The organism is Rhodococcus sp. 27YEA6 (assembly GCF_044908235.1).
Taxonomy (GTDB): domain Bacteria; phylum Actinomycetota; class Actinomycetes; order Mycobacteriales; family Mycobacteriaceae; genus Rhodococcus_F; species Rhodococcus_F qingshengii.
Genome location: NZ_JBIYCY010000001.1, coordinates 1,005,559 through 1,017,847, shown reverse-complemented (window position 1 = coordinate 1,017,847; position 12,289 = coordinate 1,005,559). Strand labels below are relative to the sequence as shown.

Here is a 12,289-nt window from a genome sequence, read left to right as displayed (position 1 = left end):
AAGACAAGAATTCTCACGGAATAGCGGGCCCCAACGGTTCCGGCAACGGATCGAGAGCCAATAGTTCCGCAAGTAATGGTTCTGCAAGCAATGGTTCTGCAAGCAATGGTTCTGCAAGCAATGGTTCTGGGAGCAACCTTTCCACGGGTAACGGTTCCAGCAGTGCCACCGCCACAGCGGATTTTCTGTCGACCGCACCCAAGCAATCCGATGCATTCACGTTTCCGCTTCCTGCCCGAACCACGGCCGCACACAGCAGCGGAGAGGACCTTTCAGTGCCAGCTTCAACACGCGAATCATCGAGGACGCTCGAAACTCGGAGTCGTACCGTCGTACGTCGCGACGCGATGGGCGTAGCCGCCGTTCGAGTGGCCGGTCGACTCACCCACACCGAACTCATCGCAAATCAGGCCTCACCCTCGAGCGCACATTCCTCCGATCCCACGACGGATCTGGACGAGTTGCTCACGATGCTCGGCAGCTACCTGTTGTCCTCGGGGTTCGAACATCCCGAAATCCACGCCAAACTGGGCGGACAGTCGATCGTCGTCAACCTCGTATCGCCGGAGATCAGCGCGAGCTGATCTGGGCCCAGCTGCCCCTTAGGGCCACAGCACTGCTCGTGTCCATGCTCGGTCCGAGCCGCGCCGGTACAACCACCGCTGATGCCGACGCCCGGAGTCTGCCTGCCAGAACTCGACAGACTCCGGCTCGAGGCACCACGCACGCCAGTCCTTCGACACGAACCCTGGGTCGTCGCTGATTCTTGCTTCCGCAGCGGCCACCGACGTGTCGTACGCCCCTAAGTCTTCGAGCACCTCGCTCTGCTCACTTGCCGTCGCCACCGCTCTCGCCGTGACGGAGCGTTCGACGAAGTCTCGGCGTCGAAGTGCGTCGTCGCCCTCGCGAACCGTTCCGCGAATCCGGACCTGTTGGCCTGTTTCGCGCCAGTAGAAGGCGAGCGATGCTCGCGGATTTTCTTTCAGCTCAACACCTTTCGGCGAAGCAGCTGAACCAGAGAACCAGAACCCACCCTCGGTCACGTCCTTGAGGATGAGGAAGCGAGAATCAGGCATACCGTCGCCGTCCACGGTCGAGAGCGCACACACGTGTGGCTCGACGACGCCGAAGGCTACGGCCGCACGGAGCCAGTCGAGGAACAACTCCCCCGGCTTTTCCGGAAAACACTCGGGCGCGGGCGGCGGAGTTCCGGTCAGCGCGGGGATACCGCGAATCCACGTCCGTACGTCAGGCAGCGAAAAATCTGCATCAACCATGAGCCGACTCTAATCGCGGGCGACCTCAGGAGACGTTGCGAACGACCGAGTCGCCGAACGACGGTTGCTGCAGCAGCGCCCACTTGTTGGACGTCAATCGGAAACTCGGCATGTCGGCGAGCGCCACCACCGATTCCCAGGTCCGCTCGTAGCTCGTGTGGGAGATTCGCCATTGACCGTCGCTGCAGCGGGTGTATCTGTCGTGATAGAAGGCCGATCCGCGAAGCAGCATGCCGTCTTCGGGGATTACCACTGTGTCCGCGAGGCACCAGATCCCGGTTGCGGTGTCTCCGTCGACGTCGATCTCGGGTTGCCCGCACTGATGTTCGGTGATGATGTGTGATCCGAGAGTGTTCTCGAGGAAGGAGACGAACGAATCTCGGGAATCGAAACTGAGTTGTTCTCCGTAGATCGCGGTGGCGTCGACGGTCAGAGTGTCGGCGAATTCGACCCACGATTTGGTGTCCAAGGCGCGTGCGTATCGGTACTTGAGTCTTTGGATGAGAACAATCGCTTCGAGATCCATGATCCCCGCCTCCCGGTGCAGCAACCACCCGTCCTATGTGTGCACATTAGCCTGTATCACGCCGAAACGGGCATTACTCTCAAAGCTAGTAGAAATGTCAGCCGATAACACGCTTTTCCAGGCCGTCGAGCATGATCGTGATCTTCTCGTCCAACCAACCTCGCCCGTGCCACGTCGATTCGTCGCCGATTCCCTCGATCAACGACTCCGATGCATTCCAACTTTCCTGATACGCCTGTCGCGCGGAACGTGAATCGGCGGAGCTGACGGTCTTGTCCATCGCCGCCATCATTGCGAACTGCGTCATCGTCACCTCGGAGATGAAGTCCACCGCCAATATCGCATCGTGGGGTGTGAAGCCTTGCGCAGTCAACGAACCGACCAGTTTCTCCACGATCTCGATTATCGCCGGCGGCGTGCCCGGAACTGCGAGACCGACCTGGGCCAGACCTGGATAGCGCTCGAACGAGGACCACAGAACGTCGCAGAAATCCTTCAGGAATTCGCGCCACGGACGATTCGTATCGGGCCATACAGTCTGACGCACAACATGATCCGAGCAGGCACGCAGCAGCGCTTCGCGGTCTGCGAAGTAGCGATAAAGTGCAGAATGACTGACGCCCAGCCGCTTTGCCACGCTCGGCATGGTCAGTTCACTCAGATCACCGGCGAGGGCGGCCTCGACGATGTCCACTGTCGACAACGTCGGCGGCCGCCCCGTCTTCTTTCCGGTCTGCATTCTGCTCAGCTTGCCACCAACCGCCATCCCGACGCACGGTGGCGCTGATTCCAGAACGCGGCGTAGTTCCCACCGGCTGCGAGCAGGACTTCGTGGGTGCCCACTTCGACGATCGAACCGTCGTCACCGAGCACGATGATCTGATCTGCGGCCACGACGGTCGACAGTTTGTGAGCGATCACGAGCAGTGTGCTTTCCCTGGCGAGTTCTTGCATCGCACGTTGAACGTGTGCCTCGTTCTCGGGATCGAGCGCGGCCGTCGCCTCGTCGAGCAGAACGACAGGTGCGCGTTTGAGGAGTGCGCGTGCAATGGAGACCCGCTGCCGCTCTCCACCGGACAGTGCCGTCCCGCCCTCACCGACACGGGTGTCCCAACCCCGCGGAAGCCGCTCGACGATTTCCGCGACGCCCGCGATCCGAGCCACGTCGAAGACTTCTTCGTCCGTGGCTTCGGGGCGGCCGAGGCGGATGTTCGCGATCAACGTGTCGTCGAAGAGGTACACGTCCTGGAAGACCAGAGACAGCTGCGACATCAGGTCGGCACTCGTGAGGTCCCGCACGTCGACGCCGCCGACACGCACCACACCGGAGTCGACGTCGTAGAAGCGCGAGATCAACCGAGTGACGGTGGTTTTGCCGGACCCTGACGAACCGACCAACGCCGTCAACGACTTCCGTGGCACGTCGAAGGAGATGTTTCGCAGAACCTGCCCACCGTCCGCGTATCCGAAGTCGACGGCGTCGAACTGCACTGCCGTCTCCCCCGTCGCCGTCCCGCTGGTATCGGGTTCGACCATTGGTTCAACTTCGAGGATCTCGGACATTCGCCGGATTTCATTGCGTGCCATTCTGATTGCACCGCCGAACTCGCCGATCTCACCCAGCGGCTGGATGAACCGTGCGGTCAGTCCGAGTAGCGCGATCAACGTGACCGGATCGATGTCGCCGCCGAGCGCGAGGAACGCGCCCAAGATGATCACGGCAGAGAACACGAATTGCAGGGCGATCCCGTTGACCACGGACCCGATCACCACGAACCACAGTTGTGAACGACCCGCAGTGTGTTGCGCTTCGATCGCGTCGTCGAGCGGTTCGTACACCCCGTGGGTGCGTCCGAAAGCACGCAGGACCGGTTGGCAACGCGCGTATTCGAGCACTCGATTGTTCGATTCGACGGCCGCTGCATGGGCCCGATCGTCGGCCTTGGCAGTCATCGTCGAGGCAAATCGTGCTGCCGCGAAGAGAATCGGAACGCTGATTACCAGCGCGAGCCCGAGCCGCCAGTCGAAGAACAACATGCACACGACAATGGTTGCCGGGCTGGCAATTCCGGAGATGATCGGTGTCATCAGGTGCGCAGCGGCCCCCATCACCGAGATGGTGCCCTTGCTGGCAACCTGCGACACCTGCCCGAGTCGGCCGGCGCCGAACCAGCCGAGCGGCAGAGTGACGAGATGATCTCCCAGGCGCAGATGCATCGTCCGCAGCAGAGTGAGGGCCGACTCGAAGCCCTTCATCGCCTGCAGGTAGTGCGCAATCGAACTGATCACAGCGCATACGGCCATGGCGGCGAGCCACCGAACGAAACTGCCCCAGTTCTGATCGAACAGTGCCTGCACCGCAGGGACCAGAAGCGCCACTGCCAAACCCTGCATCACGCCGTACAACACTGCCCACACCAGGAACTCGCGATATCGGCCCTGATTCTGCGGGCCGAGTATCCGGAAGAGGTCGCGAATCATGAGTTGGCCTTTCCTGCTGCGTCAGACTTACCTGCGGTGTTGCGTTCAATCGAGTCGGCCCGACTGTGTTCAATCGAGTCGGCCCGACTGTGACTCGCCCACATCCGCGCATAGGTTGAACCACTCGCCACAAGCTGATCGTGCGTGCCCTTCTCCACGATCCGTCCGGCGTCGAGGACCACGATCTGATCGGCACTCACGATCGAAGCCAACCGGTGCGCGATCACCAGCACGGTGCGCCCCACCGTCAAACGCGACAGCGCTTCTTGGATATCGGCTTCGGACTCCGGGTCGGCGAACGCGGTTGCCTCGTCGAGCACGAGAACAGGAGTGTCCGCGAGAATCGCACGCGCGATGGAGACTCTTTGGGCTTCACCACCCGAGAATCTGGCGTCGACCCCGACCACCGAGTCGTACCCCCTCGGGAGCGCTTCGATTCGGGTGTCGATCTGCGCGGCTGCGGCAGCGGCCTTCACCTCGGCCGAAGTCGCCTGCGGTCGGGCAAGCCGAATGTTGTCGAGCACGGTCGCTTCGACCAGCTGCACGTCCTGCAGAACGAATCCGACGTGGCGGTACAGCTCGTCGGTAGCGACTTCCCTGACGTCGACACCACCGATGGCCACGGATCCGGCACGCACGTCGTGGAACCTCGGAACCAACGTCGCCAGCGTCGACTTACCCGAACCCGACGGTCCGACCAGCGCCGTCACCGTGCCCTCCGGCAGCGTCAGATCAATGTCGGACAGGACGTCGGCGCCGTCGTCGTATGCAAAGGAAACTCCGGAGAATCGAACTTCGTTCCCCACAGGCTTTTTCGGATGATCGGTTTCCGGCAGAGCGTCGGTTGCGAACAGCGCGATCAGTCGCGCCGCAGCGGCGGCTGCCTCACGGCGTGCCTGCATACCGAAACCGATGGTCGTCACCGACACCGGAATCACCATCGCGACAAGAGAACTGGTCAGCACATCGACGGGTGACACCCATCCGGAGTGAACGAACCACGAGCCGAGGCCAAGGTTGACCACCAGCACAACCGGTGCGCTCAACGCAATCGAGGCCAGTGCCTCGGTCCGGAGCATCGGGCGAACCCAGCCCTCGTACGAGACGGCAAACGCCTTGGCAGCGTCGCGGTATCGAGAATGTGACTGCTTGTCCTGACCGAAGGTCTTGACCACTGCGATGCCGGTGACGAACTCGACGATTGTGTTGCTGATGGCCGCGATGCCCTCATTCATCCGGCTCATCTTGACGGCCATGTCCTTGGTCATCATGGCGTAGGCGATCATGTAGATCGGGAGGGTGGCAATCGCGACCAGTCCCAGACGCCAGTCGATCGAGATCACGTAGCCGAGCCCGACGAGCGGCACCGCGATGGCGCCGGTGGTCTCGACGGCGCTGTGCGCAACCAGGTAGTGGAGATCGGAGATGTCGTTCTGCGCGGCTTTGCGTACGGTTCCGGACGAGTGGGAGGTGAACCAGCCCAGTGGAAGTCGACCGAGTGTCGCTGCGATTCGACGCCGAAGCACAGCTTGAAGATTGACATCGGCGAAGTGCGTCACGATCAATGCACCGCCTCCGAAGAACGCACGCATACCCAGACCGAAGACGACCACCCACACGATCGTCCAGACGCGAGACGAGTCGATGTCGCCGCCCACGATCAGCGTCTTACCCAACTCGGCGATGGCCACGTACGGCACGATGGCCGCGACCGCGGCGATCACCTGCATCACCATCGCGATGGTGGTCCGTGTACGAACTGGCGCAAGGAGTTCGCGAAGCGCGCTCTTGTGCGCCGCCGCTTCAGCTTTGGCTTGCGAGGCTTCGGCCGTCGCTCCTTGTGATGCGTCGGCCTCTTCAGATGAAATGTCTGCTTTCGTAGCCTGTGTCGTCGTCATTTCGAGAACGCCTTCCATCGGGTTACTGCGTCGGCGTCGGATGCGATGCGGCCTTGGAGTTCCGCGCCGGTGAGAGTGAGATCGGCAAGAGCCTCGAGGTCTTCGAGGATCCAGTAGACCGCGAAAGGATAACTGCCGAACCAAAGTTCACCGCTCACGTCCACTGTGCGTCCGGCCTTCACTGCGGAGATCTCGTTGAACAGTGGATTTGCGTGAACTAGAGCGCCGTCGTAGATGTTGCCCGAGGTCACGACCATCGCGTCCGCCGCGTGCTGTCCGACCTCCTCGTCTGACACCGAAGACGTGGCAACACCTGTGTTGGGGCCGATCTTCGCGTCGAGTTCGGCTTGCGGGCGCCCGAAACCGGCTTCCTCGATGATCGAGGACATCGGCGACTCCGGGATGACGGTGTACATGCCGCCGGAGAATCCCACCAGCACTGACAGTGTCTGCGGTTGCGCCTCGAACGTTCCGGATACTTCGGCAAATTTGGCCTCGAGCCTCGACACGATTTCGCGAGCTTCGGACTCTCGACCCAGTGCAGTCGCCGCGGTATTCAGAACTTCGCGCCACGGCGCCGCATAGGCGAGCACCGTCGTCGGGGCAATCTCGTTGGCCCGCAAGGTGATCGACGTCAACGAGCCGACATCACTGAGCAGGATTCGGTCAGGATGAACGGCCGCGATCTGCTCCGCATCTGGTGATTGGAAGAACGTCGGTTTGTCGACGACCTCGATCCCCTCACTCTGCAATATCTCCTTCGCCGCCTGCGACTGCAGCGTGGCGAAGACCGTATCGGGCTTGACCCCGAGCGTGAGTGCGTTGAGCGCTGCGAACTCGTCCAGTGCGAGCAGTTTCTGAGGTGCAGGTACGGCCGACGACTCGCCTGTTTCCGATGCGTCTGCGTCATCGCCGCCCACGGAGCAACCGACAAGCGCCGTTGCTGTCGCTGCGAGTGCCGTTGCTCGCAGGCCCCACTGCTGCCGCATCCTTCTCTCCCCGCTTTAGTTACACGCTGTCTCGATTAGGGGAGCCTACAATAAGTCACGCCTTTTGTGCAGTCCTCGTCGCTGGAAGTGCAATCGCCGGCAGACAGGCGACAACACTGATGACGGCACCCATCACGAACGCCAGCGCGAACGAGTCGCCGGAAATGCCGATCGCCAGGACCGCTGTGGTCACCGGGGCGCCCACCGCCGAACCGACGGTTCTGATCACACTGTTGACTCCACTGGCTGCTGCCATTTCCGATGGCGGGACGATCGAGGCAACCAACAGAGCACAGACCGCGAACCCCACGCCGTTCCCCAATCCGACGAGGGAAAAGAACGCCACGATCGCAACCACCGAACTCGGCCAGATCGCGAGTCCGACTGCGCCCGCCGCCATGAGGGCCAGCGCTATGACAGCGGGCACCCGCGGCCCGAATCGCCGCGCGAGAGCCGGCGTCAAGCGGCCACCGAGAAAGACGAGGACAGCGGCGGGCAAGAGCGCCAAGCCGGTCTGCACAACGGTGAATCCGCTTCCATACGTGGACGTTTCCGGCGCCTGGAGGATCCGCGGCAGACAGAGATAGAAAATGTACGGCACGAACCCGAACACCAGGGTGAGTGCGCTGGTGATCATCATCGGCTTGTCCCGAAAAACTCGCATGTCGACGATCGGCGCGTCGTGGCGGGAATCGACGGCAATCAGTGTCGCGAACGAAACGAACGCGACTACCACCAGACCCCAGAATCCGAGCGACAAAACTCCCCAGTCGGAGGCTTTCGTGATCGCCAATAGCAGGCTCACCAATCCGAACGCCAGAGCGCCGGCACCGGCCCAGTCCGTCGGCATACCCGGGCGGCGATGCGAGCCCGGAACCACGGCCACCACTGCGACCAATGCGAGCACGATCAAGATCCCGGTGATCACGAACAACCACTGCCAACTGAGATACTCGAGGATGACACCGCCGATCACCAGTGCACTTCCGGCACCGATTCCCAAAGTCCCAGCGAGCCAACCTATCCCTGAAGACAACTCGGGACCTACTACCGTTCTCCGCAGTACTGCCATCGCAAGCGGGAAGCTCGCCATGCTCACTCCCTGGACAGCTCGAACGACAAGCAGCACCCCGATATTCGGGGCGGCTGCCGCGGCAAATGTCGCGAGAGCGAAGATGATCAGGACGATCACCAGGACTCGCTTGTCGCCGAATCGGTCACCCATCGCGCCGACTATCGGAGCCATCACCGCGGCCGCCAACAGGTACGCCGTCAGGATCCAGCCGGTCACCGCCACGGACGTGTCGAAATGCTCACCCAACACCGGCAACGCCGGTACCAGCATGGTCTGCATGAGCGAGTAGACGAGTACCGCCCCCGCAAGCGCGGCGATCACCCGGCTCCCGGATCGCGTGGGCGCCTCCGCCAAGGTTGTCATCGACACCTTCCTCCAATCATGAATCGAATCGGAACGGAACACTCCGTTCCGATTGAGTAAACCATGCATTGCTAGCCTGTGGGAATGGCGAAAGAGAATGCGAGCCTCCCCGGACGCGCCCGAGAAGCCGCAGACAACGACGTCACCGTACTGCGAGCAGCGCGCGAGATTTTTGCCGAACAGGGTTGGAATGCACCGGTATCGGCAATTGCCACCCGGGCCGGAGTGGGAGTAGGCAGCATCTATCGCCGATACCGAGGCAAGGAGGAACTGGCGCAATCCCTGCGCGTCTGGGCGATCGACCACCTCGCCACCCTCGCCCGAGAGTGCATGAGCACCGCGAAAACCGATGAAGCCGTATTGAAGACGTTCTTCTCGCGATACCTCACCGAATCAGTTGGGCCGCTCATTCCGGTCCTCGGCGGCAAGTTACCTGAACACGCCGAAGTCACTCGTGCCGCCGAAGAATTGGAGGCCGCACTGCAATCGATGGTCGACGTCTGCATCGACGCTCGCGAAGTCCCGCCCGACTTCACTGCTGCAGACGTCATGCTCATGACAGTGCATCTGCGGCCGACTCTGCCGATCGAGGGTGATCGAGCCACCGAAATACACACGCGCTATCTCGACTTCATGCTCGACGGACTTCGTGGCGGAACACCCCGACCAACGATCACTCCCCCGTCCTGGAGCGAATGGCTTCAGATGTGGCAGGGCAACTGACCCCGAGAACAACCGAATGACATGTCAGGTTAGGCTTACCTAGCTTAGTTAGCCATGTTCGGAAGGTTCTCATGAAAATCAATCGCCGGCTCGCCGGCTTCGCCGCACTGCCCGTCGTCGCCACACTCCTACTCGCCGGTTGCGGAAGTAGTGACGCAGCGCCCTCTACCGAGACCAGGTCTGCCGACCAGTCCTGGAGTTACACAACGGGATACGGAAACACGATCACCCTCGACCACGCCCCGGAGCGGATCGTCGTCGACGCGTACTCCGCTGCGGCTCTGTGGGACTACGGCATTCGGCCGGTCGGCATCTTTGGTTACGGCGTCGGCAATCCAGACGTCACCGATCGCGCTGACGAGTCGACGATGACCGTCGTCGGCCGTGAAGGTGAACTCAGCGCGGAAGCTCTTGCGGCGCTGGACCCAGACCTGGTCATCGGGTACGGCAACAGCGACGACCCGACACGATGGACTTGGTGGGACGAGCCGATGGGCAAGACCGTCAACAATGTTGCACCGTTTGTCGGCGTCAAGTTCTCCGGAGCCTCGACACCGGACGTGTTGAACGAGTACGCCTCACTCGCCGAAGCACTCGGCGGGAACACCGACACAGCCGCAGCACGCGAGGGCAAGGAAGCATTCGAATCCGGTGCGGAGCGCATCCGAACTGCTGCGGCCAAGGTCGACGACATCGAAGTCCTCGCCCTGAACGGTGACAGCTCCGAGTTGTACGCAGGCACAACGGCGCTCGCTCAGTTCGGGTACCTTAAGGAACTGGGCGTGAAGTTCACCGGTCCGGGAGGCGACAAGGGCTGGGCCGATCTCAGCTGGGAACAGGTACCGGATTATCCGGCGGACATCGTGTTCCAGTTCGCGGAGTCGGCAGAGGCATTCGCGGCATCACCTGTGTTCGTCAAGCTGCCCGCGGTGACCGCGAACCAGGTGATCGACTTCGACGACAAGCGTCCCAACACCTACGCCAATTACGGCGCCTGGTTCGAGCAGGTTGCACAACTACTCGACCAGGCCCGCAACGTCGCCTGAATTACTGCCCAGCAGTGATTCGTCCGGCCGCTTCCTCGAGAACGTCGAGGAAGATGGCCGCGGTGAGCGCAAATCCTTGGTTGTATCGCGCGTCGCTGGTCAACACGTTGCCCGCTTGAACTGCAGGCAACCGCTGCCACGTCGGCTGCGACTTGATCGCGTCGAGCGCTTCCTGATCGCGTGCTTGGGCGATGATCACATCCGCCGGAGCCAAGGTGTCGAGTTGCTCGAACGACAACTCGAACGAGTTCTCTGCATTGTCGTCGTCACGGAAAAGCACGTCCAGGCCGGCATCGAGTGCAACACTGATTCGCAGATTCCGCTGATGCACAAGGAAGCCCGTCGGCGTCTGAACGCCGAACACGATCTTCTTTCCGCCCAGCTTCTCCTGCAACATCGGTCGCAGTCTCGCGAGCTTGTCGTCGTACTCCGCAATGGAAGCCTCGGCGATCGTCACCCGGTCGAGCTGGCTCGCCTGCGCCATCAGAGCACCTCGCCAGTCGACCGGGTGCCCGGCAATCGGTTCGACGTCGTCGCCGACGACCAACAGCGGCGCGATGGAAGACAAGCGCTCGGTGCCGTACCAGTCACTGGTGTATCCGATCGCAGTGATGACGATCAGATCGGGCTCGAGAGCGAGCAGAGCCTCGAAGTTGGTGGAGAAGTCGCCGGCGACGTTGACGAAGCTCGCGTCCTCGATGGTGCGGCCGGGAAACTGGAATCCTGCCTTGGCGTCGGGGAACCAGAAGTTGCCCGATCCGACGATCGGGTAGTCCATCATCATCGCGAATTCGAGGTCGACGCGGCCGTCGAGCACCACCACACGCTTCGGGTCGCGCGGAACGTCGCCGCTGAACTCGGCCCACGTGTACGGGAGAGTGTCACTGGCAGAGTCGGATTCGCCATCGGAGCTTCCGCAGGCGCTCAGCGCCAATGCTGCAGCCACACCAGCTGCGCCACCGAAGAATCGGCGTCGCGAAATGCGGTCGACGATCTGAGCCCACTCCGTGTCGGTAACCTGCGCATCCAGGACGAGTGTCATACCTTTGCTCCTTCGATGTTTCGCTGACGCTCGCGTCCCACCGGAATGACCAGCGGTGTGTGGGAAACCGGATCGTCGATGATGCGGCACGCCATGCCGAACACCTCCTGCACCAGTTCTTCGGTGATGATCTCCGCGGGCGGGCCCTCGGCGACCACCGCGCCGTCCTTCATCGCGATGATGTGAGTTCCGTAGCGGCACGCGTGATTGAGATCGTGAAGCACCGCCACCAGCGTGTGTCCGTCGTTCTCGTTCAGATCGCGGCAGAGTTCCAGCAGCTCGATCTGGTGCGCGATGTCGAGGAACGTCGTCGGCTCGTCCAGTAGCACCAACGGAGTCTGCTGCGCGAGAACCATAGCTACCCAGACACGTTGGCGCTGACCACCGGACAGTTCGTCGACCGGCCTGGCCGACAGATCCGTGACCTTGGTTGCTTCCATCGCCTTGATGACGGCGGCCTCGTCCTCTCGGGACCACTGGCGGATCAGCTTCTGGTGCGGATAACGCCCTCGCGCAACCAGATCGGCGACTTTGATTCCGTCCGGCGCGATCGACGTCTGCGGCAGAAGCCCGAGTCGCCTCGCAACTTCCTTTGCCGGGTACGACGTGATCGCCTTACCGTCGAGAAGGACCTTGCCGGTGGTCGGCTTGAGCAACCGGGACAGCGCACGCAGAAGCGTCGACTTGCCGCAGGCATTGGGACCGACGATGACGGTGAAGCCACCGTCGGGGATTTCGACGTCGAGGTGTTCCGAGATGACGCGCTTGTCGTAACCGATCGTGACGTCCTCGGCGCGAAGCCGATTCGTCCTTTCGACCACGACGGCGGCCGTACTTGTCTCGTTCACGCTGTTCCTCGTTCCTTCACC

The 12,289-nt window shown here is 61.9% G+C and carries 12 protein-coding genes; 3 read left to right on the top strand and 9 right to left on the bottom strand.

Annotation, left to right across the window (positions count from 1 at the left end):
- The first annotated feature begins 275 nt into the window (after positions 1 to 275).
- On the top strand, positions 276 to 584 hold the full coding sequence (locus ABH939_RS05035; protein ID WP_306669658.1) for a hypothetical protein: 309 nt from the start codon (positions 276 to 278) through the stop codon (positions 582 to 584).
- 18 nt (positions 585 to 602) lie between these two features.
- On the opposite strand, the gene ABH939_RS05030 is transcribed toward ABH939_RS05035, so the two are convergent.
- From ABH939_RS05030 to ABH939_RS05000, 7 genes are all read right to left on the bottom strand, one after another.
- Complete coding sequence (locus ABH939_RS05030; protein ID WP_042920963.1) at positions 603 to 1,277, bottom strand: pyridoxal 5'-phosphate synthase; 675 nt, start codon at positions 1,275 to 1,277, stop codon at positions 603 to 605.
- 25 nt (positions 1,278 to 1,302) lie between these two features.
- Positions 1,303 to 1,803, bottom strand: coding sequence for a nuclear transport factor 2 family protein (locus ABH939_RS05025; RefSeq protein ID WP_404649402.1), 501 nt, complete (start codon positions 1,801 to 1,803; stop codon positions 1,303 to 1,305).
- A 97-nt stretch (positions 1,804 to 1,900) separates the two neighbouring features.
- Positions 1,901 to 2,542 (bottom strand): TetR/AcrR family transcriptional regulator, encoded by a 642-nt coding sequence (locus tag ABH939_RS05020; protein ID WP_054780876.1) that lies wholly within the window; start codon positions 2,540 to 2,542, stop codon positions 1,901 to 1,903.
- Positions 2,543 to 2,547: 5 nt separating this feature from the next.
- Entirely contained in the window at positions 2,548 to 4,284 is a 1,737-nt protein-coding gene (locus tag ABH939_RS05015) for an ABC transporter ATP-binding protein (RefSeq protein WP_404649401.1), read from the bottom strand.
- Positions 4,281 to 6,182, bottom strand: a complete 1,902-nt coding sequence (locus tag ABH939_RS05010; protein ID WP_249342784.1) for an ABC transporter ATP-binding protein — start codon at positions 6,180 to 6,182, stop codon at positions 4,281 to 4,283. Before ABH939_RS05010 ends, ABH939_RS05015 begins: the two co-directional genes overlap by 4 nt.
- Positions 6,179 to 7,171 (bottom strand): ABC transporter substrate-binding protein, encoded by a 993-nt coding sequence (locus ABH939_RS05005; protein WP_404649400.1) that lies wholly within the window; start codon positions 7,169 to 7,171, stop codon positions 6,179 to 6,181. The genes ABH939_RS05010 and ABH939_RS05005 overlap by 4 nt, the downstream gene beginning before the upstream one ends.
- A 55-nt stretch (positions 7,172 to 7,226) precedes the next feature.
- The gene (locus tag ABH939_RS05000; RefSeq protein WP_047270341.1) at positions 7,227 to 8,609 is read right to left on the bottom strand and encodes an MFS transporter; all 1,383 of its coding nucleotides are present in this window, start codon (positions 8,607 to 8,609) and stop codon (positions 7,227 to 7,229) included.
- An 84-nt stretch (positions 8,610 to 8,693) separates the two neighbouring features.
- On the opposite strand from ABH939_RS05000, the gene ABH939_RS04995 reads away from it, so the two are divergent.
- Positions 8,694 to 9,332 carry a TetR/AcrR family transcriptional regulator gene (locus tag ABH939_RS04995; RefSeq protein WP_030536301.1) on the top strand — a complete coding sequence of 213 codons (639 nt, stop codon included), beginning with the start codon at positions 8,694 to 8,696 and terminating at the stop codon, positions 9,330 to 9,332.
- A gap of 71 nt (positions 9,333 to 9,403) precedes the next feature.
- Positions 9,404 to 10,378: an ABC transporter substrate-binding protein gene (locus ABH939_RS04990; RefSeq protein ID WP_165639597.1), complete on the top strand. Its 975-nt coding sequence runs from the start codon at positions 9,404 to 9,406 to the stop codon at positions 10,376 to 10,378.
- 1 nt (position 10,379) lies between these two features.
- Here ABH939_RS04990 and ABH939_RS04985 read toward each other — a convergent pair whose 3' ends face one another.
- The gene (locus ABH939_RS04985; RefSeq protein ID WP_054827505.1) at positions 10,380 to 11,420 is read right to left on the bottom strand and encodes an ABC transporter substrate-binding protein; all 1,041 of its coding nucleotides are present in this window, start codon (positions 11,418 to 11,420) and stop codon (positions 10,380 to 10,382) included.
- Positions 11,417 to 12,268 (bottom strand): ABC transporter ATP-binding protein, encoded by an 852-nt coding sequence (locus ABH939_RS04980; protein ID WP_404649399.1) that lies wholly within the window; start codon positions 12,266 to 12,268, stop codon positions 11,417 to 11,419. The genes ABH939_RS04985 and ABH939_RS04980 overlap by 4 nt, the downstream gene beginning before the upstream one ends.
- Between the last annotated feature and the right edge of the window lie 21 nt (positions 12,269 to 12,289).